Origin of the sequence: Micromonospora sp. NPDC007271, from assembly GCF_040634005.1 — a bacterium.
GTDB lineage: Bacteria > Actinomycetota > Actinomycetes > Mycobacteriales > Micromonosporaceae > Micromonospora.
Map to the genome: position 1 here is coordinate 1 of NZ_JBEYER010000028.1, position 23,294 is coordinate 23,294.

A 23,294-nucleotide genomic window follows, 5' to 3' on the forward strand; every position below is an offset into this window, starting at 1 on the left:
CGGCTGGGCAAGCAGACGCAACGGCTGCGCGACTGGGCGGAGGAGACCGCCACCGGGGACCGGGACGAGCTGGACCCGGGCGTCGACGACCAGGTGTGGCGGACCGTCTCGATGCCGGCGCGGGAGTGCGTCGGCGCGGCCCGCTGCCCGTTCGGGCAGGAGTGCTTCGCCGAGGCGTCCCGGGCCCGGGCCCGCGAGGCGGACATCGTGGTGACCAACCACAGCCTGCTCGCCGTCGACATGCTCGCCGGCCGGCACATCGTGCCGCCGCACAAGCTGCTCATCGTCGACGAGGCGCACGAGCTGGCCGACCGGGTCTCCTCGGCCGCCCAGGCGGAGCTGGTCCCGGAGCTGATCGACCGGTCCGCCCGACGGGCCCGGCCGCTGCTCCGCCCCGAGGTGGCCGAGCGGCTCACCGAGGCGGGCGACGCCCTCGCGGTCGGGCTGGCCGAGGCGCCGGCCGGACGGCTCACCGCGGGCCTGCCGCCCGCGCTGCGCGAGGCCTGCACGCTGCTGGACGGGGCGACCCGGGCCGCCCTGGACGGGATCGGCGAGATCAAGTCCGACGACCCGGACCCGGTCCGCAAGCAGCAGGCCAAGGCGGTGCTGGACGAGCTCTCCACCACCGCGCAGCGGCTGCTGGAGGAGGCCGACCACGACGTGGCCTGGGTGGAGAAGCCGGAGAACGGCAACCGCCGGGCCCTGGTGGTCGCCCCGCTCTCGGTCGCCGGCACCCTCGCCACCCACCTGTACGACGAGCGGACCGTGGTGGCCACCTCGGCCACCCTGGCGCTGGGCGGCCGCTTCGACACGGTCGCCCGCGCGCTGGGGCTGGACGCGCCGCCGCCCGGCCCGCCGTCCCCGGCCGCCGCCGCGCTGGCCACCACGGCCGCCGCCGGCCGTCCCCGCCCCGGGGCCGCGGAGGCCGAGGAGAGGCGCACCGCAGCCGGCACGGTACCGGCCACCGAGGGCCCCGGCTGGCGGTCGCTCGACGTCGGCTCGCCGTTCGACTACGCCCGGCAGGGCATCCTGTACGTCGCGGCGCACCTGCCCCGGCCCAGCGTCTCCGGGCTGCCCGAGGCGGCCGGCGAGGAGCTGCTGGCGCTGGTCGGCGCGCTCGGCGGGCGTACCCTCGGGCTCTTCTCCTCGCGCCGGGCCGCACAGCAGGCGGCGGAGCTGCTGCGCGCGCGGACCGACCTGCCCGTGCTGCTGCAGGGCGAGGAGGCGCTGCCGCTGCTGGTCCGCCGGTTCCGGGAGGAGCGGGAGAGCTGCCTGTTCGGGGTGATGTCGCTCTGGCAGGGGGTGGACGTGCCGGGTGACGCCTGCCAGCTCGTGGTGATCGACCGGCTGCCCTTCCCCCGGCCGGACGAGCCGCTCGCCGCGGCCCGCGCGGCGGCGGTGGACGCGAGCGGCGGCTCCGGTTTCGCGGCGGTCAGCGTGCCGATCGCGGCGGTCCGGCTGGCCCAGGGCGTCGGCCGGCTGATCCGGGCGACCGGTGACCGGGGCGTGGTGGCGGTGCTGGACTCCCGCCTGGAGACGGCCCGGGGCTACGGCCCCTTCCTGCGGCGCTCGCTGCCGCCGTTCTGGTACACCACCCGGCCGGACGTGGCCCGGGGTGCCCTGGAACGCCTCGGCAAGTCCTGACCCCGGCGTTGATCCACTCCGGGTACGCAGGTCGCGGCTTCCGGCCGCCGGGCCACCGCGGTGCGCGGCACCCGGAGTGGATCAAGACAGGTGGGTCAGGGGGCCTGGGCGGCGACCACCACGGCGTCAGGCGGGGTGTCCGGCACGGTCCGGGCGGCGAGCCGGCGGATCGCGGTGTTGAGCACGGCGATCAGGGGCACCGCGACCAGCGCGCCGGCGATCCCGGCGAGGACCACCCCGGCCGCGATCCCGATGATCACGGCGAGCGGGTGGATGGCCACCGCCCGGCCCATGATCAACGGCTGGAGCACGTGCCCCTCCACCTGCTGCACCCCGATCACGGCGCCCAGGATGATCAGGGCCGTCACCGGGCCGCTGTCGACCAGCGCCACCAGCACGGCCACCCCGCCGGACAGCGCCGCCCCGACGATCGGGATGAACGCCCCCAGGAAGACCAGCGCGGCCAGCGGGAACGCGAAGGGCACGTCGAAGATGACCAGGAATATGCCGATGCCGACGGCGTCGATGAAGGCGACCAGCACGGTGGCCCGGACGTACGCGCCGAGCGTCGACCAGGCGGCCCGGCCGGCGTCGTCGACCTTCCACCGGGCGGCCACCGGCAGCAGCCGGACCAGGAAGCGCCAGATCTTGTTGCCGTCGCGGAGGAAGAAGAAGGTCGCGAAGAGCACCAGGATCGTGCCGGTCAGCACCTCGGCCAGCGTCGCCGTGGCGGACAGGGCACCGGAGGTGAACGTCTTGGAGTTGCCGGTGATCCAGGTCTGCGCCTCGTCGATGTAGTGGTTGATCTGGCTGTCCGACACGTGCAGCGGGCCGGTCTTGAGCCAGTCCTGGATCTGCCGCACACCCTGGGACGACTTCTCGCTCAGCTCCGGCACGCCCCGGATGAACTCGTTCACCACGAGGGTGAGCGTGCCGACCACCGCGGCCAGGCCGCCGACCAGCACCACACCGGTCGCCAGCGACCGCGGGAAGCGGACCCTGAGCAGCCAGCCCACCGCCGGGGCGAGCAGCGCCGAGAGCAGCAGCGCGATCGCCAGCGGAATGATCACGATGCGGATGGTGCCGACGATCTTGAGCAGTGCCCAGGCGACGATGCCGATCGCGATCAACCGCCAGGACCAGGCCGCGGCGATCCGCAGCGCGTGCGGCACGTCCGCGTCGTCCCGGCTGGCGGTCGAGGCGTGCAGGGCGGTCGACGGTTGCCCGGTGGCGGTGCTCGCCGAGGCCGGGCCGGGCGTGGGCGGCGAGGCGGTGGTCGTCGTCTCCTCCGGCGCCTCCGCGACCCGGCCGGCCCGGGCCGACTCGCGGCCGGACTCGTACGCGCGGCGGAGCCGTCCGCGTATCCGCTCGAAGCGGCTCAAGCGCACCTCCCGCAAACTTGGCCCGCCCACGCAACAGGGGGGACAGGATACGTCCGTCCACCCCACCCTAGGGCGACTCCGCCACACATTGCCCGCACCAAGTCTGCCCAACCATGCCGACGATCGACCATCGCGTACGCGGTAGCGTCTTCGCGTGACCGCCGACCAGAACCTCGACTCGGGCCTGCCGATCCGTCTGCTGCACGACCGCGTGCTGGTGCGTACGGAGAACGGCGAGGGGGAACGCCGATCCACCGCCGGCATCGTGATCCCGGCCACCGCAGCGATGGGCAAGCGGCTGGCCTGGGCGACCGCGGTAGGGGTGGGCCCGAACGTGCGCGCCGTAGTCGCCGGGGACCGAGTGCTCTTCGATCCCGACGACCGCTCGGAGGTCGAGTTGCAGGGCCGGGCGTACGTCCTGCTGCGCGAGCGCGACGTGCACGCCGTCGCCGCCGAGCGGGTGGAGAAGGAGCACGGCTCGACCGGCCTCTACCTGTAGGCCCGCCCGGCCGGCTGCGGGCGTCGTTTGCGCCGCTGCCCGGCGGGAAGCCCAGGCACCTCAGCCCTGGGGAGGGACCATGCCAATTGTGCTCAAAAAGCTACTGGCCTGGGGACTCGTCGCGTTCCTGATCTACTTCGTGGCCTTCCGCCCGGACGGCGCGGCGCAGCTGGTCAGGACGATCGGGACGGCTCTGATGGCCATCGCCCAGGGGGTCGGTGACTTCCTCACCCGCCTGATGAGCTGACCCCGCGCCGGCCGACCGACCGACCAGGTGACCGGTCGGGCGGCCGGCAGAGCCGGAACGCGTTCAGGCGCCGGGCGGCCAGGGGGTCGCGGGGCGCGGGCCGTACCAGCCGGGCGGGCCGTAGCCGGCCGGGTAGGCCGGCGGTGGCGGCGGGGCCAGCACCACCGGGATCGGCACGACCGGCTCGTCCGGGGCCTCGACCGCCCGCTGCGACCCGTCCGGGAAGCGCAGGTGGTAGCTCCGCCCGTCCCAGACGCCGACCGGCGCCTGCGGGTCCCGACCCACGAAGAACGCCCGGTACGCGGCGATCGCGTCCAGCAACTCCCGCTCCTCCCGCGTTGTCCGGTCCCGCTCGGCCGGCTTGCGGTCCAGCCCCCGGCGCATGCCGTCGCGCAGCAGCGCGAGCCGCGTCGCGGCGAACTGGTAACCCCGCATCGCCTTCACCCCGCCCTCGCCGGCCACCCGGCGGGCCCAGGTACGCGCGGCGTGCCGCCGGCCGAGGCTGCCCAGGGCCGCCACCTCGGGCGGGGTGAGCCAGCCGGCCCGCACGTAGTCCGGCAGGATGCGTTCGGTGAGCCGCCCCTCCCAGGCGCGCAGCCAGATCGCCAGCCCCACCATCGCGAAGAAGATCGGCACCATCACGCCGATGTAGCCGTACAGGACGATCACCGGCTGCCCGATGCTGACGGCGAGCGTGGGCAGCAGGTTCCACGTGCCGTGCAGCATCATCGCGACCAGCAGGCCGGCGATCGGGGCGAGGACGCGGACCCGGCGGTCGGCCGTACGGGCGGCGATGCCCAACCCCACCCCGGTCATCGAGGTGAACAGCGGGTGGGCGAAGCCGAAGAGCAGGATCCGCACGATGAAGATGGCGATCACCTGCTGGGCGCCGGTGGCCGGACCGTACTCCTGGACGCCGGCGCGGTAGCCGTATCCGCCGAGGTAGAGGATGTTCTCCACCATGGCGAAGCCGACCGCGGAGAGCCCGCAGTAGACCAGTCCGTCGGTGATCCCGGAGAACTCCCGGCGGCGGAAGATCAGCAGCAGGATGGGACCGGCCGCCTTGGTCAGCTCCTCGATGAACGGGGCGACCAGCACGGCGGTGAGCGCCGCGGGCAGCCCCCAGGCCTTGAACAGCCCGGCGAAGCCCTCGTTGACGTTGATCGCGATCGAGGTCGAGACGAACGCGCCCCAGGCGAAGCAGAAGATCAGGTAGCGCAGCGGCTCCGGCTCGTAGCGGTCCAGCCAGAGAAAACAGGCGACGAGCACCGGCACCGGCAGGATCGCCGCCACCACACCGACCAGCAGTGCTTGCGGTCCGAGGTTGGAGCCGAGCCGGTAGAGGATGAAGACCGCGCCGACGGCGATCACCAGCACCACCACGGCGAGCGCCACGAGCCGCGGCCAGCCGAGTCGGCGTAGCGGCATCCGGGGGGTCGCCGAGCCCGGCGGCGGGACGGCGGGCACGGGCGGTGGCGGAGCGTCGCCGGGCGGGGTGTCGGCCATGCGGTCAGCGTAGTCACCCGCGGGCCGCTGGTCCGGCCCCATGGGCGCGCGCTATGCTGCCGGGCAGGTCACGAGCGCCAGCGTCAAGCCCCGGCTTGCTGGCCGGCAACCCTCGTCGAGTTCGCGGTGGGGTGCCCCGGGTGATGACCGGGCCCAGTCCGACCGTGCTGGGCAAGCGCGGACCCCGTCCCGGTAGCCACGCCCCCGGGGTCCCCTGGACCCGGGAGGTTCCGGCATGACCGTCACCCTCGTACCCGCTCCGCCCCCGCTGGCCGAGCCGCCGGCGCCGGCCCGGCCGGACCCGCTCGCCGTGCTCGGCGTACCCGGGGAGATAAACCTGGACCACGCGGCCAGCGCGCCGTGCGCGCGGGCGGCAGCCGACGCGGTGGCCGCGCTCCTGCCCTGGCACGCGAGCGTGCACCGGGGCGCCGGGGCGCTGTCCCGACGCTGCACGCTGGCCTACGAGCGGGCCCGGCAGACGGTGGCCGACTTCCTCGGCGCCCGCCCCGGCGACCACGTGATCTTCACCCGGAACACCACCGACGCGGTCAACCTGCTCGCCCGGGCACTGCCCACCGGCACCACCGTGGTCACCTTCGCCGGTGAACACCACGCCAACCTGCTGCCGTGGCCACGCGGCTCGGTCCGGCTGCCGGTGCCGGCCAGCCCGGCCGAGGCGGTACGCGGACTCGACGCCGCGCTGCGCGAGCTGCGCCGGCCGGGCCCCATCGGGTCGGCGACCGGCACCCGACCCGATCTACCGGTGCTGGTCGCGGTGACCGGGGCGAGCAACGTGACCGGGGAACGCTGGCCGGTGGCCGAGCTGGCCCTGGTGGCCCGCCGGCACGACGCCCGGATCCTGGTGGACGCCGCGCAGCTCGCCCCGCACGCCCCGGTCGACCTGGCCGCGCTGGACGTGGACTACCTGGCGCTCTCCGGCCACAAGCTGTACGCCCCGTTCGGCGCCGGCGTGCTGGTCGGGCGCGGGGACTGGCTGGACGCCGCGCCGCCGTACCTGGCCGGCGGCGGGGCGACCAGTCACGTCGGTACCGCCACCCACGAGGTGCGGTGGGCCACCGGGCCGGCGCGGCACGAGGCCGGCACCCCGAACCTGCTCGGCGCGGTGGCGCTCGCCGCGGTCTGCGCCGCGCTCGCCGAGGCGGACCGGGACGCGCTGCACGCCCGCGAGCAGGCGCTGCTGGCCCGGTTGCGGGACGGGATCGCCGCCCTGCCGCACGTGGTGGAGCTGCGTACCTTCGGCCCGGACGCGCCCCGCGTCGGCATCGCCTCGTTCGTGGTCGCCGGCCGGGACTCCGCCGAGGTCGCCGCGTACCTGGCCGACGCGCACCGGATCGGGATCCGGGACGGGCTCTTCTGCGCCCACCCGCTGGCCCGGCGGCTGCTGGCCGAGGCGGGGGCGCGCAGCGGCCGGCGGGACCTGCCCCCGACCGCGCTGCGCGCCAGCCTCGGCCTCGGCACCACCACCGCCGAGGTGGACGCGCTGCTCGCCGCCCTCGCCCGGCTGGCCTGAGCCGCCCGAGGGCGAAGCGGGGGACGGGCTCAGCCGACGGGGGGCGCGGTGGGAGGTTGGGGGGCGGGACTCTGCTCGGTCCTGCCGCCCGTCCGCTGCTCCCGCTCGCCGAACGCCTGCCGGACCAGCCGGTTCGCCTCCTCCTGCTCGACCCCGGAGGCCACCATCAGGTCGCTCGCCGTGGTACGCACCTGCGCGATCACCACGCTGCCGGAGAAACCGACCCCCTCGGCGTACGCCCGGCCCGCCTCGCTGACCGCGCGCAGCGAGCGCTCCCGGGCACGCTGCGGCTCCTCCCCGACGGCGAACTCGTGCCGGAGCAGGCGTACCGACTCGGCGAGGTGGGCGATCGCGGCGGGCATCGGCTCGGGGACCGGTTCCTCGTCCTCGATCAGGGTGACCGAGCGTCGGATCAGGGTGCCGCTGTTGCGCATGGCCCGGTCGATCGGGTCGGCCGCCTCCGCGTAGTGGGTCAGTTCGCTGCGCCGGTGCCAGCGGGCCGGCGAGATGGTCACGGTCTCCTTGGCACCCTCGATCGCCTCCGAGAACTCGGCCAGTTCCGCCTTGTTCTCCCGCAACCGGAACAGCGCCCGCTGCGCCGCGGCCCGATCGCGCGTGCGTAACGCCTCCGCGCAGACGTCGAGCTGCCCGGCGAGCAGGTCCAGCGCCGGCCGGGCGGCCCGGTTGATCACGCGTAACGGGTTCAGCGGCAGCAGGATCGAGGAGACCAGCAACGCGATGCCCCCGCCGATGGCCGCGTCGATGAAGCGTGGCACCTCCAGGTTCTTGGTGGAGGGGCTGAGCGTGACGATCAGTACGGCGGTGGCCGCCGCCTGGATCACGACGGCCACGCTCGCCCCGGCGAAGATGCTCAACAGGATCGCCACGGTGACCACCACGCCGAGCTGCCACGCGCCGCTCCCCAGGACATAGATCAGACCGTCGCCGAGCGCGACCCCGATGGCCACCCCGACGATCAGCTCCACGGTCCGGCGGAACCGCTGGCCCACGGAGGCGGCCAGGGTGCCCACCGCGGAGATCGGGGCGAACACCGGCTGCGGGTTCTTGAGCAGCCGATGGGAGATCACGTACGCCAGAGCGGCGGCCAGACCCGCCTGGAGGGCGAGGCCGGCGGCGGTGCGCACCCGGTGCAGCCGGTCGTGCCAGGTGGCTCTGCTCCGGTCCCGCAGCTCGTCCATCGCCTTGGAGATCCGGGCCGTGTCGACGTCGACCAGCCCCTCGCGCCGCAGGAACGGCAGCCGGACACGCCGCAGGAACGGCGGTCGTCGGTCCCGGGCAACGGCCATGGCCGGGACTACCCGTCCCACACCCGGTGAATCCTCGCGCCCAGGACGGCGGCGCGGCAGACTCCCCCGGGTGGACGAGCTGATCGAACGGTGGCGGGACGGGGCCCATGCGGCGGGGGCGTCCGGACCGGGCCGTCCGTGCCGAGCCGCTGCACCAGCCAGGGGCCGCCTACCGCGACGACGGCAGCTCGGCGCTGTCGCCCTCGCCGCCCCGGTCCGCCGCGAACCCGCGCACGTCCGGCGCGCCGAGCCGGGCCGCGTCGGCGGCCACGTCGTCGGGCATCGCCTGCGACCGCCGCTCGGCCTCCACCCGGGCCCGGTAGTGGGCCACCTCGCGGGCCCGGGTCGCCTCGTCCCAGCCGAGCACCGCGCCCATCAGCTCCGCGGCGTGCTCCGCCGACTCCAGGCCCCGGTGGCTGGTCTCGAAGGAGATCCGGGTACGCCGGGTCAGCACGTCCTCCAGGTGCAGCGCTCCCTCGGCGCAGGCCGCGTACGTCACCTCGGCGGCCAGGTACTCCGGGGCGCCGGCCAGCGGTGAGCCGAGCAGCGGATCGGTGTCGATCAGGGCGAGCAGATCCCGGGTGAGGGTGCCGTAGCGCTCCAGCAGGTGCTCGACCACCCCGACCGGCATCCCGTGCCGGCGGGCCAGGTCGGCCCGGTCCCGCCACATGGCCACGTAGCCGTCCGCGCCGAGCAGGGGCAGGTCGGCGGTACGCGACGGGCGCGGCCAGCCCAGCCGGTGCACCGCCCGGTCGACCACGTCCGACGCCATCACCCGGTAGGTCGTGTACTTGCCACCGGCCACCAGGAGCAGCCCGAGCATCGGCTCGACCACCGCGTGCTCCCGGGAGAGCTTCGAGGTGGAGTCCGCCTCACCGGCCAGCAGCGGACGCAGCCCGGCGTACACCCCCTCGATGTCGTCGGTGGTCAGCGGCCGGTCGAGCACGGTGTTGACCTGCTCCAGCAGATAGTCGATGTCCCGCGCGGTGGCCGCCGGGTGGGAGCGGTCCAGCCGCCAGTCGGTGTCGGTGGTGCCGATGATCCAGTGACCGCCCCACGGGATCACGAAGAGCACGCTGGTGGCCGTCCGCAGGATCAACCCGGCCTCGCCGGTGATGGCCGAACGGGGCACCACCAGGTGCACCCCCTTGGAGGCCCGGACCCGCAGGCCGGGGCGCAGCCCGACGTCGTTGAGCATGCGCGACATGTCGTCGCTCCACACCCCGGTCGCGGCGATCACCGTGCGGGCGCGTACCTCGAACTCGGCGTACGGCGAGCCGGCAGGCGCCTCCAGGTCGCGGACCCGGACCCCGGTGACCTCGCGGGCCTGCCGGATCAGGCCGACCGCCCGCGCGCTGGTCACCACCGTCGCCCCCAGGCTGGCCGCCGTCCGGGCCAGCGTCACCACCAGGCGCGCGTCGTCGACCTGTCCGTCGTAGTAGCGGATCGCCCCGGCCAGCTTGTGGGCCCGCAGGCTCGGGAACACCCGGCGGGCGCCCTCCCGGGTCAGGTGCCGGTGCAGCGGCATGCCCCGCCCGCCGCCGAACAGCCCGGCGAACACGTCGTAGGCGGCCACCCCGGCGCCGTAGTAGGAGCGGCGGAAGAGCCGGCTCGGCAGGTCGCCCAACCCGCCCTCGGCGGGCAGCGGGACCAGGAACGGCACCGGACGGACCAGGTGCGGGGCGAGCCGGGTGGCGAGCAGCCCCCGCTCGGTGAGCGCCTCGTGGACCAGGTGGAACTCCAACTGCTCCAGGTAGCGCAGGCCGCCGTGGATCAGCTTGCTGGACCGGCTGGAGGTGCCGGCGGCGAGGTCGCGCGCCTCCACCAGGGCCACCTTCAGCCCTCGGGACGCGGCGTCGAGAGCGGCGCCGGCCCCGGTCACCCCACCGCCGATGACCAGCACGTCGAACCGCTCGGCGCGGAGTCTGCGCAGGTCGTCGGCCCGGCGCTGGGCGGAGAGCTGACCGGCCACGGATCGGGACACGTTGGGGTCGCGCACCCGTCCACCGTAACCGTCCCGGCGCTCCGGCGACATCTGCCGTCTCCGCACACCAGCAGCCCGGCCGGCGCGCACTCGGCGGCCCGCGTGTCGCGACCACTCGACCAACCACTTCGCAGTGATATGCCTGTGGGGCATATTCATGCCTCACAGGCATATCCAAACAGGGGGCATTGTCTTACCGGCGGCGTCACCGAGCATCACGGGTGCCGGCCGTCGTACGGTTTGCGAATGCCGGCCACCTCACCGCAGGGTCCCGCGCCCCACCTCCGCCCGACCGGGAGCAGCCCTTGGGCGCTGGTCGCGGCGGTGTTCGTCGGCGGCTGGGCCGTCCTGGTGACCGTGTCGAGCCAGGTCGTCGGCTGGGCGGTCGACCAGGTGCTGCTGGTCGCCGGCCTGCACCGGGCGGTGCTGGTGTGGCCGGCGGTCGCGCTGGCCACCGTGCTGCTGGTGGGTGCGCCCAGCCTCGCGCTCGCGCTGCTCCCCCGCTCACCGGCCGTCCGGACCACCGGCCGCGCCTGGCTGGCTGCGGCACTCGTCCTGGGCGCGCTGACCCTGCTGCGCACGGTCCCGCCGGTGCACGAGGAGGCGTACCTGGCGGCACTGGCCGCGGCCGCCGCGGTGCTCGCGCTGGTCGTCGGTCGGTTGTCGCGCCGCCGCGCGGTCGCCGCGCCCGGCAGCCTGGCCAGCCCGGGGGCCGGTGACGGGGGGCGGCGGCTCGGGCCGGTGACCCTGCTGGCGATCGCCGCCGGGTTGGCGTCGCTGCTGCCCTGGGTCGGGGTGGGTGCGCTCGGCGGGGCGCTGGAGACACTGCTCGCCGGCCTCGCCGCCGCCGCGCTCGGCGCCCTCGCCGGGGCGTTGCTCGACGCCGCGTTCTGGGCCCGGTTCGCGGTCGGCGCGCCACCCCGACCGGCCCGACTGGTGCTGGTCGGCGGGCTGGTCGCCGGGGTCACCCTGGTGCCGCTGGCCGGCGCGGCCGGGCAGTCCGGGGCGCAACTGCCGGCCCTGGTGCTGCTGCCGCCGCTCGGTTTCGTGCTCGGCGCGCTGGAGGCCGCGGCACGGCGCTCCGGCCGGCCGGCCGGCCGGGCCCCGGTCCGCTGGCTCGTCGGCCTCGCGGCGGCCGGGCCGCTCGCCTTCACCGACCCGGAGGAGATCACCCTCCTGCTGGCGGGCAGCCGCGACGTCCCGTACTGGGTCGCCGTCGGAGCCGGCGCCGGGTTCGCCGTCGCGGTGCTGCTCGCCGTCGGGTACGGCGTCCTGCTGGCCCGGCCGCGCGCCCGCGCGCCCCGGCGGGTCGCGGCTGGCCTGGCCGCCGCGGCCCTCCTCGCCGCCGTGGCCGTGGTGTACGTCGTTCCCGGCCGGCCCGGACTGTACGGCGAGCGCCTGCTGGTGGTGCTGCGCGAGCAGGCCGACCTGGGCGGGCTCCCGACCGGGCGACCCGGCCGGGACGGGCGGAACGCCCGCGCGACGGAGGTCTACCGGCGGCTGGTGGCCACGGCCGACCGCACCCAGGGCGACCTGCGCCGCGAGCTGACCCGGCTGCGCCTGCGTCCGACGCCCTACTACCTGGTCAACGCCATCGAGACGGACGGCGGGCCGGCGGTACGGGCCTGGCTCTCCGGCCGGCCGGAGGTGGCCCGGGTGCTGGTCAGCCAGCGGCTGCGTCCGGTGCCGGCGCCAGCACCGCCGGCCCGGGGCAGCCAGCCGGCGCCCACCGGTCCGGTCTGGAACGTCTCGCTGATCGGCGCGGACCGGGTCTGGTCGGAGCTGGGCGTGACCGGGTCGGGCGTCGTCGTCGGCAGCTCGGACTCCGGGGTGGACGGTCGGCACCCGGCGCTGGCCGCCGGCTTCCGGGGCGGCGACGACTCCTGGTACGACCCGTGGGAGCACCGCCGTACGCCGGGCGACCGGGGCGGTCACGGCACCCACACGGTGGGCAGCGCGGTGGGCCGGAACGGGATCGGCGTGGCCCCCGGCGCGCAGTGGGTGGGCTGCGTCAACCTGGACCGCAACCTGGGCAGCCCGGCCCACTACCTCGACTGCCTCCAGTTCATGCTCGCCCCGTTCCCGGCCGGTGGGAACCCGTTCACCGACGGCCGGCCCGACCGCGCGCCGGACGTGCTGACCAACTCCTGGGGCTGCCCGCCGATCGAGGGCTGCGACCCGGGGGCGTTGCGACCGGCGACCGCCGCGCTCGCCGCCGCCGGCATCCTGGTGGTGGCGGCCGCCGGCAACACCGGCCCGTACTGCGGCTCGGTCGCCGACCCACCGGCAACGTACGCCGACGTGCTGGCCGTCGGGGCGGTGGACCGGACCCGTCAGCTCACCCGCTTCTCCAGCCGGGGCCCGGCCGCCGGGGGTCTCGCCAAGCCGGACCTGGTCGCGCCCGGGGCGGGGGTGCTGTCGGCGTTCCCCGGGGGCGGCTACGCCACCCTCGACGGCACCTCGATGGCGACGCCGCAGGTGGCGGGGGTGGTGGCGCTGATGTGGTCGGCGAACCCGGCGCTCGTCGGCGACCTGGCCCGGACCCGGCGGATCCTCCTCGACACCACCACCCCAGCCGGCGTACCCGCCGGCACACAACGCTGCGGCGGCCCGGCCGACGAGGTCGGCGCCGGCCTGGTCGACGCCTACGCCGCCGTGCGCGGCGCGCTGAAAGCAGGGGCCCCTTCTTAACGCCTCCGGCAGGGCAGGGCTCCCTGTTGACACCCGGGCCGGTCGGGCGGTGCCGGGCGAACGATGGATGGCCTAGGGTCGGCGACCATGGATGTGGAGATCATCGAGCTGGGCCCGGAGCGCCTGCCGGCGGTCGTCGACCTCTGCCGGCGGGCCCTCGACCTGGCGGAGGATGCCGCCGAGGCGCCGGCCATCGTGGACGCGCTCGCCGCCCGCGCGGCGGCCGACCGGCCGGTGCTGACGCTCGGGGCGGTACGCGGCGGCGAGCTGGTCGGCGTACTGGTCGGCTCGGTGTCGCAGCGGGACGCCCGGCTCGGTCACGTCGACCTGCTGGCGGTGGCGCCGCAGGAGCGGCGGCGGGGCGTCGGGCGGGCCCTGCTGACCGGGGCGGAGCGGCGGTTGGCCGGGCTCGGCGCGGCCGAGCTGCTGCTGGCCGGCAATCCGCCGTACTACGCCTGGCCGGGCATCGACGTGCGGTACACCCCGGCGGTCTGCGCCGCGTTGCGGCTCGGCTACCGGCAGGACCGTACGGCGTGGAACATGACGGCGGACCTGGCGGCGGGTTCCCCGGCGCTGCGCGCGACGGACGCCGCCGAACGCCGACTGGCCGACGGTGGCGTGACGGTACGCCGGGCCGAGCCGGCGGACCTGCCCGCGCTGGCCGCCTTCGCCCGCACCACCTTCGGCGGGGCGTGGGACGGCGAGCTGGCCGGCTCGCTGGGCCGGCCGAACGCGGGCGCGCACCTGGCCGAGCGGGACGGCGAGATCCTGGGCTTCGCCGCGTACGGCTCGTCCCGGCCGGGCTGGTTCGGGCCGATGGGGACAGCCCCGGCGGCCGAGGGCTCGGGCATCGGCGGGGTGCTGCTGCGGCGCTGCCTGCGCGACCAGGCGGCGACCGGCCTCGATACGGCGCAGATCGGCTGGGTGGGCCCGGTGCCGTTCTACGCGAACGCGGCGGGCGCGCGTATCGAGCGGGTGTTCTTCCTGTATCGCAAGGCCCTGACGGAACAGGAATGATTAAAAGGGCGAAAAGGGCATAGACGTCAATAACGCCATTCCGGCCCGCCGGTCATTGATCTCCGCCTACGGTCGTGCGTAGAGGAGGCAGCCATGACGACGGATGACGAACTGACCGGCGACCAGCCGGCGAGCTGGCGCCCGGTCGGCGAACTCCCCGGCCAACTGCCGTTCGACCGGCTCGACTACGGCGACGCCGAGCAACTGGCGGAGATGGCCCGCGTCGACGAGCCGTCCACCGCCGAGGAACCGCTGCAACTGGTGGACGAGCCGATCCGGATCGTGCCCCCGTACGACCGCACGCACAAGCGACGCAACCAGCGGCCGCTGCCGACGTGAGCAGACGGAGAGGGGCGGACCGCTGACGCGGCCCGCCCCTCTCGGCGCACTGGTGGAACTGGACTCAGAAGTCCATGTCCCCGCCACCCGGGCCAGCCGGGGCGGCCGGGGTCTTCTCCGGCTTGTCCGCCACGACGGCCTCGGTGGTGAGGAACAGCGCGGCGATCGAGGCGGCGTTCTGCAGCGCGGAACGGGTCACCTTGGCCGGGTCGATGATGCCCGCGGCCAGCAGGTCCACGTACTCGCCGGTCGCGGCGTTGAGGCCGTGGCCCGGGTCGAGGTTGCGGACGTGCTCGACGACGACGCCACCCTCCAGGCCGGCGTTCACGGCGATCTGCCGCAGCGGGGCGTCCAGCGCGATCTTGACGATCTGCGCACCGGTCGCCTCGTCGCCGGCCAGGTCCAGCTTGTCGAAGGCGGTCTTGCCGGCCTGCACCAGCGCGACACCACCACCCGGGACGATGCCCTCCTCGACGGCGGCCTTCGCGTTGCGGACGGCGTCCTCGATGCGGTGCTTGCGCTCCTTCAGCTCGACCTCGGTGGCCGCGCCGACCTTGATCACCGCAACACCGCCGGCCAGCTTGGCCAGGCGCTCCTGCAGCTTCTCCCGGTCGTAGTCGGAGTCGCTCTTCTCGATCTCGGCCCGGATCTGGTTGACCCGGCCCTGGATCTGCTCGGCGTCGCCGGCACCGTCGACGATGGTGGTCTCGTCCTTGGTCACCACGACCTTGCGGGCGCGGCCCAGCATGTCGAGGCCCACCGCGTCGAGCTTGAGGCCGACCTCCTCGCTGATGACCTGGCCACCGGTGAGGATGGCGATGTCGGCGAGCATGGCCTTGCGGCGGTCACCGAAGCCCGGCGCCTTGACGGCGACCGACTTGAAGGTGCCGCGCACCTTGTTGACCACCAGGGTGGCCAGGGCCTCGCCCTCGATGTCCTCGGCGATGATCAGCAGCGGCTTGCCCGACTGCATGACCTTCTCCAGGATCGGGAGCAGGTCCTTCACCGACGAGATCTTGCTGTTGACGATCAGGAGGTACGGGTCGTCGAAGACGGCCTCCATACGCTCCGGGTCGGTCATGAAGTAGGCGGAAATGTAGCCCTTGTCGAAGCGCATACCCTCGGTGAGCTCCAGCTCCAGGCCGAAGGTGTTGCTCTCCTCGACGGTGATGACGCCTTCCTTGCCGACCTTGTCCATCGCCTCGGCGATGATCTCACCGACGCTCGGGTCGGCGGCGGAGATGGAGGCGGTGGAGGCGATCTGCTCCTTGGTCTCCACGTCCTTGGCGAGCTTCAGCAGCTCCTCCGAGACGTTGGCCACGGCAGCCTCGATGCCCCGCTTCAGGGCCATCGGGTTGGCACCGGCGGCCACGTTGCGCAGGCCCTCACGGACCAGGGCCTGGGCCAGGACGGTCGCCGTCGTCGTGCCGTCACCGGCCACGTCGTCGGTCTTCTTCGCGACCTCCTTGACCAGCTCAGCGCCGATCTTCTCGTACGGGTCCTCGAGCTCGATCTCCTTGGCGATGCTCACACCATCGTTGGTGATGGTGGGGGCACCCCACTTCTTCTCGAGCACGACGTTGCGGCCCTTGGGGCCGAGGGTCACCTTCACGGCGTCAGCGAGCTGGTTCATGCCCCGCTCGAGGCCGCGGCGCGCCTCTTCGTCGAACGCGATCATCTTGGCCATACGGCGTTGTCCTCCTGGACACTCACGGGCCACCCGAGTGTGTCTCCCGGATGGGCCGCCTGGTGTACGCACCTTGGGACGTCGCCACCTGGCGACGACGACGTCCGTCGGCCGGGCCGGATAGCCCGCGACGACCGGCCTCGTGCCACGCCGGTGCCATCGAGACACCGGCGCGGCCGTGGCCCTACCGCCCCGACCATTGGCACTCAACGTACGCGAGTGCCAATGACCTGTTTAGCACTCTCCCTAGCCGAGTGCAAGCACGATGCCCCGGCTCAGCCGAGTTCCGCGGCCAGTCGGGCGGTGTTCACCGGGCCTTCGTGGGCCCGCTGTTCGGCGTACGTGACCAGTAGCCCGACGAGCTGCGCCAGGTAGGCGGGGGTGACCAGCACGGCGGAGAGCACGGCCACCGCGACGGCTCCCGCCGCCGTACCGGGGGCGTCCATCGGGTGGGTGCCGAACTGGACCTGTCCGAGCAGTTTCAGCACCGCGCCGACCACGGCGAAGACCACCGCCCCGACGGCGACCAGGGCGACCCGGCCCAGCACCATCCCGAACCGCCGGTGGAACATCGCGAAGGAACGACCGATCGGGTTCTCCCGCTCGAAGAGATAGACCGGCCCGACCAGGGCCACGGCGAACGCGACGTAGATCGCGGGCAGCAGGCAGAGGCAGGCGCCGACCACGATCAGCAGGCTGGCGACGATCGTCCAGCCCCAGAGGCCGAGGGCGCGGCGCAGGCCGTACCGGAGGGCGGCGCCGACCCCGACGGCCGCACCGGCCGCCTGGCGGGTGACCACCCACGAGCCGGCGGCCCAGCCGGTGCTCTGGACCGGCCCGAGCAGCAGGCTGGCCAGGATCACCACGCCGTAGAAGGTGAAGAAGTCGGCAAAGTACCCGTCGGGCAGGACCGGGGCGCCGTCCGGTCCGGTGGCGAACTGGTCCGGCGGGGCCAGGGCGCTCGAGAGGACCGAGATCACCGCCGCCGGGAGCGCCTGGGTGAGCAGCATGATCGGCAGCATCTGGCGCCAACCGCGGCGCACCGCTGCCGTGCACCGGGAGAACCAACCCCCGACACCGGCGTACGGCGGCGTGACCAGGGGGTCGTCGGCGTCGACGCCCGGATACCAGCCGTACGGCTGACCGGGGACCGCGCCGGGATACGGCCCGACCGGCACGGGAGCCCCCGTGGCCGGCCACACCCAGCCCTGCGGCTGCCCACCCGGGTCCGACGGGTAGGCCCCCCAGGGCTGCCCGCCGTACGCGCCGAACTCCGGCTGCCCCGGCCAGGCCGGCGCCCCGTACGGCACGCCCTGACCCGGCACCGTCGACTGGCCCGGCACCGTCGGCTGCGCCGGCACCGCGCCCTGACCGGGCAGGACCGGCTGCGTCGGTGGAGCGGGTGCCGGGAACTGGCCGGGTAGGACAGCCTGACCAGGCTGGGGCGGTATCGCCGCCGGCGGCATCACCGGCCGACCGGGTTGCGCCGGTACGGCTGGGTCGCCGGGTTGAACGGGCTCGTCCGAACCGGTCGGGGTGGACTGTCCGGGCGGGGCCGGCTGGCTCGCCCGCCCCGGTGTCGGCGCGGGTTCACCTGGCGGCGACGCGGGCCGGGCCTGGTCGCCCGGGGTGTCGGACGACGCCGGGGGCACCGGCTCGGTGGAACCCGACGGGGGCTGGTCGGACATGAACCCTCCTCAGCGGCGATGGCTGGAACGGCTCATGATCCTTCCCGGTGCGCGTTCGCACCGCAGCCCCTGTCCGGGATGGACCTCCGCCCGATCGGGCGGCGACGGAATCAGGCGATGAGCCGGACCCGCTCAGCCTGCGGGCCCTTCTGCCCCTGTGCGATCTCGAACTCGACCCGCTGGCCGTCGTCCAGCGCCTTGTAGCCGTCCATCTCGATCGCAGAGAAGTGGACGAAGACGTCCTGCCCGCCGTCGACGGCGATGAAGCCGTAGCCCTTTTCGGCGTTGAACCACTTGACGGTGCCCTGTGCCACGGTCCACTTCCTCACTATGCGCGGCGTTCCACAATCCGGAGACCGGCGGACCGGCACCGGCGGACCACCGGTTCGGCGATCGTCGACGGCCGCTGAATCGGTGACCGAAATCGCACGGTACACGAGGCGTGACGACCGCGCACGACCACAAATCGGGCATATTCCGGCCATCATCCGACCCGGACGGTCGGAAACCCGTCGCCCTCCGGTATGCATGCGACATGACCTGCGCGCCGACCACGACCGGGCCCCGCCCCGCGACCGTCCGCCGGGCCCGCCCCGAGGACGCCGCCCGGATGCGCGCGCTCCGGCTGGAGATGCTCGCCGACTCGCCGCTGGCGTTCCTGGAGACCGTGGCCGAGGCCGCCGCCCGGCCGCACGCCGCGTACGCGGCCCGGATCGCCGCGGTCGCCGAGGGCACGGAGACGGCCCAGTTCGTGGCCGATCCGGGCGGTCGCCTGGTCGGCCACGCCGGCGGCTCGGTCGCTCCGGGCGAGCCGGAGCTGACCGTGATCCACGCGGTCTACGTCACGCCGTCCTGGCGCGGCAGCGGCCTGCTCGGCGCGCTGCTCGACGAGGTGGCCGCCTGGTCCCGGGCCTGCGGCCGGCCGGAACTGATGCTGGAGGTGGTGGTCGGCAACGACCGCGCCTACCGGGCGTACCAGAAGCTCGGCTTCGTGGACACCGGCGTACGCGTCCCGCACCCCAGGATCCCCACCCTCAGGGAACTCCAGATGCGCCGCCCCGCGTGACCCCCGGGACTCCGTCGACCGTGGACCCGGCCCGAGGCGGCGCCCCCTCAGACCGGCCGACCGGACGGGTTTCCGGGCGGGCCGCCTCGCGGAGGGATCAAGCCTGACCGCCCGGAGCGACGTGGCCTGCCCGGAAACCCCAACAGCAACCGCTATACGTGCCGGCGCGACTGCACGATCCGGAAGCGGTTCGAAACGTACGCCCCGTCCGTCAGTGCGGAGTTCGCCGCCGGGTTCGCTCCCGAGCCGTGGAAGTCGGAGAACGCCGCCGACTGGTTGACGAAGACCCCGCCGGTGAGGTTGCAGGACAGGTGGACGCCGACCTCGATCGCCGCGGCCTCCGCGGCGTCCAGCACCGCCTCGTCCGTGGAGTAGACCGCCGCGGTCAGCGCGCCCTTCTCTCCCACCGTCTCGCGCAGGACCCGCAGGCTGTGCGCGGTCGAGTCGGTCGCGATGGCGAACGAGATCGGGCCGAACCACTCCCGCGAGTAGGTCGCGGTGTCGGTCGCGTCCAGCTTGACGATGGTCGGCGTCCGCACCACCGCGTCGGGGAAGGACGGGTGCTCGACGCTCCGCGACTCCAGCACCGGCTCGCCGACCTTGGCGACCTCCTCCAGCCGCTCCAGCACGCCGTCGTTGACGATCGCGCCGGTGAACTCGACCCCCCGGGCCGGGTCGGCGGTGAGCTTGCCGATCGCCGCGGCGATCCCCGCGGCCACCTCGTCGAAGCTCTTGTGCCCCTGGTCGGTCTCGATGCCGCCCCGAGGGATCAGCAGGTTCTGCGAGGTGGTGCACATCTGGCCGCTGTACAGGCTGAGCGTGAAGCCCAGGTTGCGGCACATCCCGGCGAAGTCGTCGGTGGAGTCGATCACCACCGTGTTCAGGCCGGCCTTCTCGGTGTAGACGGCGGCCTGCCGGGCGTTCGCCTCCAGCCAGTCGCCGTACTCGGTGGAGCCGGTGAAGTCGACGATCTTGACGGCGGGGTGCAGCGCCAGGGTCGAGGCGAGCTTCTCGCCGGCCGCCTCCGGGGCGAGCTGCACCAGGTTCGGGTCGAAGCCGGCCTCGGCGAGCACCTGGCGGGCGTACTTCACGGTGATGGCGAGCGGCAGCACCGCGCGCGGGTGCGGCTTGACGACCACCGGGTTGCCGGTGACCAGGGAGGCGAACAGGCCGGGGTACGAGTTCCAGGTCGGGAAGGTGTTGCAGCCGATCACCAGCGCCACGCCGCGGGGTACCACGTGGAAGGTCTTGCTCATCCGCAGGGGGTCACCCTTGCCGGCGGCCTTCTCCCAGCCGGCCGTGCCCGGGTGGCGGGTCATCTCGGCGTACGCGTACGCGACCGCCTCCAGCGCCCGGTCCAGCGCGTGCGCGCCGCCGGCCTGGAAAGCCATCACGAACGCCTGCCCGCTGGTGAACTGCACCGCGTTGGCCAGCTCGAAGACATGCTTGTGCAGCCGGTCGAGGATCTCCAGGCAGACGCCCGCCCGGGCCTGCGGACCGGCGTCGCGCCAGGCCGGCAGGGCGGCGGACGCGGCAGCCACGAGCTGGTCGGGGGCGGCGTGCGGGTAGCGCACGTTCAGCTCGACGCCGAACGGGCTGACCTCGGTGGCGACGGTCTGCCCGTCACCCGCCTGGTCGAGGGGGAAGTCCTGGCTCAGGTACGCCTCGAAGGCAGCCCTGCCGTCCGCGGCGGCCGTCTCGCCGTACACCCGGGGGCTGGGCGACTCGGGATAGGCGGACCAGTATCCCCGCTCCGTGATCGCGGTCAGCGCGCGGTTGAGGGTGTCGGCGTGCCTGTCGTACAGGGGGTGCGGGGTCTCCGTCATGCCCGCCATCATGCAACAGAAAGCCACCAGATCAGTAGGGGCGTGTCACAGCTCAAATCGTCAGCTGCCAGTCCGTCCAGGCGTCCACCGGACGGAAGCCGAGCTGCTCGTTGATCGCGATCATGTGCCGGTTCTCGGCGGCGTTCCAGGTGTCGACCGCCCGCAGGGCCGGCTCACGGTCGAGCACGTACCGCAGATTCTCGATCTTGACGAGCAGGCCGAGCCGGTGCCCCCGGTGCGCCGGGTCGACGATGGTGATCTGCTGCCAGGCGTGCCAGTCGGCGTTCGGACCCAGGTCGATCAGGGTCCAGGCGACCAGCCGCCCGGTCGCCTCGTGCACCGCCCCGTGGTGGTAGCGGCGACGGCCCCGGGCGTCGAGCGCCCGCTCGGTCGCCCGTACCCGCTCGACGTCGACCCGCTCGGGCTCCCACTCCAGGTCGCCCAGGGGCGCGTCGGCCATCAACCGGCCGTCCAGGTACGCCACGTCGGCGACGTACTCCTCCGGCGCGCCGCCCTGCCAGCGGACGGTGCGGTAGCCGGCCGCCCGTGCCCGCGCGTCGGCGGCCAGGACGGCCAGGGCCGCCTGGTCGAGCCGGCCGGTGTCGAGCCGGCGGCGCACCTCGGCGAGCGCCGGCCGGGCGCCCGTGGCGGCGGCGAAGGCGCCCCCTGCCTCCGGCCGGGCAACTCCTCCGGGCAGCGCCGACACGGTCGCCCCGACGACCCGTTTGCGGCCGTGCTCGCGCAGCAGGCGCAGGCCGTGCTCGTGCAGCGCCCGCCCGACTCCCCGGCGCCGGTACGCCGGATGCACCACCAGCTCGATTTCGGCGTTGGCGGTGTTGTCGAGCTGCGGCAGGGCGAGCGCGAGGTAGCCGGCCGGCACCCCGGCGAGCCGGGCCAGCGCCCAGAGCCGCACGCTGCCCGGCAGCGGGTGCCGGAGGCCGCCGGTGAAGCGCTGCCGGCAGAACGGCGGGAAGTCGGGTACGTCGGCCTGCTCGGCGGCCGCACCGATCTGGTACGCCGCGTCGATCGCGGCCGGGTCGGCGGCGTCGAACGGGGCGATCGTGATGCTCATGCGGTGAGCCTGCGCCACGCACAGCGAAGGGGCCAGCGATATTCTCGCCGGCCCCTTCGGACGTTGGTCGGGAGGGACGTCCGCACAACGCCTCCGGCGTTGGGTCGCAAGAACTTGAAAAGTCTCCGGCGGATGCCCTCCCGCACCGAGCATCTTGCGCCGTCCCATTCCTGCCGTCAAGTCCTTGTCGGCGGGTTTCTCACACTCACAGCGAATAGCCAGTTACCCCACGGATCACCCCGATCCCCCACCCGGGCGATCCCCCCTCCCCTCCCTCCCCACCCCCCTCCCTCGCGATCTTGCAGTTACTGCCGCCCATCTGCCCTTTACGGGGCTTTTGCCACGGCAGCAACTGCAAGATCGACGGGGAGGGTGGGTTAGAGGAGGGTGGCGTCGCGGGCGGCGCGGAGGGAGGGCTTGATGCGGTGGGTGGGGCCGACCTGGGCGGCGACCGCGTCGAGGGTCTTGAGGCCCTCGCCGGTGTTGAAGACGACGGTCTCGGCGGCCGGGTCGAGGCGACCGGACTCGACCAGCTTGCGGAGCACCGCCACGGTGACCCCGCCGGCGGTCTCGGCGAAGACCCCGGTGGTGCGGGCCAGCAGCCGGATGGCCGCCCGGATCTCGTCGTCGTCGGCGTACTCCATCCAGCCGTCGGTGCGGCGGACCGCCTCCAGGGCGTAGAGGCCGGCGGCCGGGTCGCCGATGTTCAGCGACTTGGCGATGCCGGTCGGCTTCACCGGAACGATGGTGTCGGTGCCGGCGTGCAGCGCGGTGGCGATCGGGTTGCAGCCGGCGGACTGGGCGCCGAACACCTTCCAACCGCCGGCCGGCGCCTTCACCAGCCCGATCTCGACCAGCTCGGCGAACGCCTTGTCGATCTTCGTGAGCAGCTCGCCGCTGGCCATCGGGATGACCACCTGGGCTGGGATCCGCCAGCCGAGCTGCTCGGCCACCTCGTACCCCAGGGTTTTGGAGCCCTCGGCGTAGTACGGCCGGACGTTGACGTTGACGAAGGCGGTGTCCTCGAACTCGTCGGTCTCCACCAGCTCGCCGCAGAGCCGGTTCACGTCGTCGTACGAGCCGTCGACGGCGACCAGGTCGCCGCCGTAGACGGCGGTGGTCACCACCTTGCCCTGCTCCAGGTCGCTGGGGATGAAGACCACCGAGGGCACCCCGGCCCGGGCCGCGTGGGCGGCGACCGAGTTGGCCAGGTTGCCGGTGGAGGCGCAGGCGTACCGGGTGAAGCCCAGCGCCCGGGCGGCGGACAGCGCCACCGAGACCACCCGGTCCTTGAAGGAGTGGGTGGGGTTGGCACTGTCATCCTTGACCCAGAGCGGGGCGGTGAGGCCCAGCTCGGCGGCGAGGTGCGGGGCGGCGACCAGCGGGGTCAGGCCGGGATTGAGGGTGACCCGGGTGGCCGGGTCCTGGCCGGCGGGGAGCAGGGCGGCGTAGCGCCAGAGGTTCTTCGGGCCGGCCTCGATCTGCTCCCGGGTCACCCTGGCCAGGGCGGCGCTGTCGTAGTCGACCTCGAGCGGCCCGAAGCACTCGTAGCAGGCATGCTGGGCGGCGAGCGGGTAGCGCGCGGAACAAGCGCGACAGACCAGGGCACGGGCCGGGCTGAGGGTGGTGTCGATGCCGGAGGCGGCGGGAAGCGTCGACGTCATGTCGAGGAAGTCCTCTCATCTTTCCCCGCATCGCCTCGTGCGGCGGGGACGGAATTGGCACCTGCCGGCGTCGCTCGTCGTCGAGCGCGCGGGTGGTTGCCGGGGCGTCATCGGGCCGTATCCCTCAGCCCCTCTGGATGAGGT

At 74.1% G+C, this 23,294-nt stretch carries 18 protein-coding genes and 2 riboswitches; of the genes, 8 read left to right on the top strand and 10 right to left on the bottom strand.

The window, feature by feature from the left end:
- On the top strand, positions 1-1,644 hold a 1,644-nt coding region (locus tag ABZ570_RS12750; protein ID WP_358061305.1), incomplete at its 5' end, for an ATP-dependent DNA helicase.
- Positions 1,645-1,739: 95 nt separating this feature from the next.
- Here ABZ570_RS12750 and ABZ570_RS12755 read toward each other — a convergent pair.
- Positions 1,740-3,092, bottom strand: a complete 1,353-nt coding sequence (locus ABZ570_RS12755; protein ID WP_358061308.1) for an AI-2E family transporter — start codon at positions 3,090-3,092, stop codon at positions 1,740-1,742.
- 88 nt (positions 3,093-3,180) lie between these two features.
- Between ABZ570_RS12755 and ABZ570_RS12760 the strand changes: the two genes are divergently transcribed.
- Together ABZ570_RS12760 and ABZ570_RS12765 are read left to right on the top strand one after the other, a co-directional pair.
- The gene (locus tag ABZ570_RS12760) at positions 3,181-3,525 is read left to right on the top strand and encodes a co-chaperone GroES (protein ID WP_358061311.1); all 345 of its coding nucleotides are present in this window, start codon (positions 3,181-3,183) and stop codon (positions 3,523-3,525) included.
- 79 nt (positions 3,526-3,604) lie between these two features.
- Positions 3,605-3,772: a hypothetical protein gene (locus tag ABZ570_RS12765; protein WP_358061314.1), complete on the top strand. Its 168-nt coding sequence runs from the start codon at positions 3,605-3,607 to the stop codon at positions 3,770-3,772.
- A gap of 63 nt (positions 3,773-3,835) precedes the next feature.
- Here the strand turns inward: ABZ570_RS12765 and ABZ570_RS12770 are convergent, their stop codons facing one another.
- Entirely contained in the window at positions 3,836-5,320 is a 1,485-nt protein-coding gene (locus ABZ570_RS12770; RefSeq protein ID WP_358061317.1) for a PrsW family intramembrane metalloprotease, read from the bottom strand.
- Between the two features lie 24 nt (positions 5,321-5,344).
- Positions 5,345-5,462: riboswitch (SAM riboswitch) on the top strand.
- Positions 5,463-5,513: 51 nt separating this feature from the next.
- Here ABZ570_RS12770 and ABZ570_RS12775 point away from each other — a divergent pair.
- A complete protein-coding gene (locus ABZ570_RS12775; RefSeq protein WP_358061320.1) occupies positions 5,514-6,809 on the top strand; it encodes an aminotransferase class V-fold PLP-dependent enzyme in 1,296 nt (431 codons plus the stop codon).
- A 29-nt stretch (positions 6,810-6,838) separates the two neighbouring features.
- Here ABZ570_RS12775 and ABZ570_RS12780 read toward each other — a convergent pair whose 3' ends face one another.
- Both ABZ570_RS12780 and ABZ570_RS12785 read right to left on the bottom strand, forming a co-directional pair.
- Entirely contained in the window at positions 6,839-8,116 is a 1,278-nt protein-coding gene (locus ABZ570_RS12780) for an FUSC family protein (RefSeq protein ID WP_358061467.1), read from the bottom strand.
- A gap of 169 nt (positions 8,117-8,285) precedes the next feature.
- The gene (locus ABZ570_RS12785) at positions 8,286-10,100 is read right to left on the bottom strand and encodes a glycerol-3-phosphate dehydrogenase/oxidase (RefSeq protein WP_358061470.1); all 1,815 of its coding nucleotides are present in this window, start codon (positions 10,098-10,100) and stop codon (positions 8,286-8,288) included.
- 246 nt (positions 10,101-10,346) lie between these two features.
- Here ABZ570_RS12785 and ABZ570_RS12790 point away from each other — a divergent pair, with 246 nt between their 5' ends.
- From ABZ570_RS12790 to ABZ570_RS12800, 3 genes are all read left to right on the top strand, one after another.
- A complete protein-coding gene (locus tag ABZ570_RS12790) occupies positions 10,347-12,791 on the top strand; it encodes a S8 family serine peptidase (RefSeq protein WP_358061323.1) in 2,445 nt (814 codons plus the stop codon).
- A gap of 87 nt (positions 12,792-12,878) precedes the next feature.
- The gene (locus ABZ570_RS12795) at positions 12,879-13,808 is read left to right on the top strand and encodes a GNAT family N-acetyltransferase (protein ID WP_358061326.1); all 930 of its coding nucleotides are present in this window, start codon (positions 12,879-12,881) and stop codon (positions 13,806-13,808) included.
- Positions 13,809-13,901: 93 nt separating this feature from the next.
- Positions 13,902-14,147 (top strand): hypothetical protein, encoded by a 246-nt coding sequence (locus ABZ570_RS12800; protein WP_358061329.1) that lies wholly within the window; start codon positions 13,902-13,904, stop codon positions 14,145-14,147.
- A 64-nt stretch (positions 14,148-14,211) separates the two neighbouring features.
- Here the strand turns inward: ABZ570_RS12800 and groL are convergent, their stop codons facing one another.
- The 3 genes from groL to ABZ570_RS12815 all read right to left on the bottom strand — a co-directional run bounded on the left by groL (position 14,212) and on the right by ABZ570_RS12815 (position 17,836).
- On the bottom strand, positions 14,212-15,834 hold the full coding sequence (gene groL, locus ABZ570_RS12805) for a chaperonin GroEL (protein WP_089005035.1): 1,623 nt from the start codon (positions 15,832-15,834) through the stop codon (positions 14,212-14,214).
- Between the two features lie 275 nt (positions 15,835-16,109).
- Positions 16,110-17,195, bottom strand: coding sequence for a hypothetical protein (locus tag ABZ570_RS12810; protein WP_358061333.1), 1,086 nt, complete (start codon positions 17,193-17,195; stop codon positions 16,110-16,112).
- A gap of 437 nt (positions 17,196-17,632) precedes the next feature.
- Positions 17,633-17,836: a cold-shock protein gene (locus ABZ570_RS12815; protein ID WP_018787966.1), complete on the bottom strand. Its 204-nt coding sequence runs from the start codon at positions 17,834-17,836 to the stop codon at positions 17,633-17,635.
- Between the two features lie 221 nt (positions 17,837-18,057).
- On the opposite strand from ABZ570_RS12815, the gene ABZ570_RS12820 reads away from it, so the two are divergent.
- Positions 18,058-18,588 (top strand): GNAT family N-acetyltransferase, encoded by a 531-nt coding sequence (locus ABZ570_RS12820; RefSeq protein ID WP_358061335.1) that lies wholly within the window; start codon positions 18,058-18,060, stop codon positions 18,586-18,588.
- Positions 18,589-18,740: 152 nt separating this feature from the next.
- On the opposite strand, the gene paaN is transcribed toward ABZ570_RS12820, so the two are convergent.
- From paaN to thrC, 3 genes are all read right to left on the bottom strand, one after another.
- The gene (gene paaN, locus ABZ570_RS12825; RefSeq protein ID WP_358061338.1) at positions 18,741-20,414 is read right to left on the bottom strand and encodes a phenylacetic acid degradation protein PaaN; all 1,674 of its coding nucleotides are present in this window, start codon (positions 20,412-20,414) and stop codon (positions 18,741-18,743) included.
- A gap of 52 nt (positions 20,415-20,466) precedes the next feature.
- Positions 20,467-21,486, bottom strand: coding sequence for a GNAT family N-acetyltransferase (locus ABZ570_RS12830; protein ID WP_358061341.1), 1,020 nt, complete (start codon positions 21,484-21,486; stop codon positions 20,467-20,469).
- A 377-nt stretch (positions 21,487-21,863) separates the two neighbouring features.
- On the bottom strand, positions 21,864-23,150 hold the full coding sequence (gene thrC, locus ABZ570_RS12835) for a threonine synthase (protein ID WP_358061344.1): 1,287 nt from the start codon (positions 23,148-23,150) through the stop codon (positions 21,864-21,866).
- A 12-nt stretch (positions 23,151-23,162) separates the two neighbouring features.
- Positions 23,163-23,294: riboswitch (SAM riboswitch) on the bottom strand.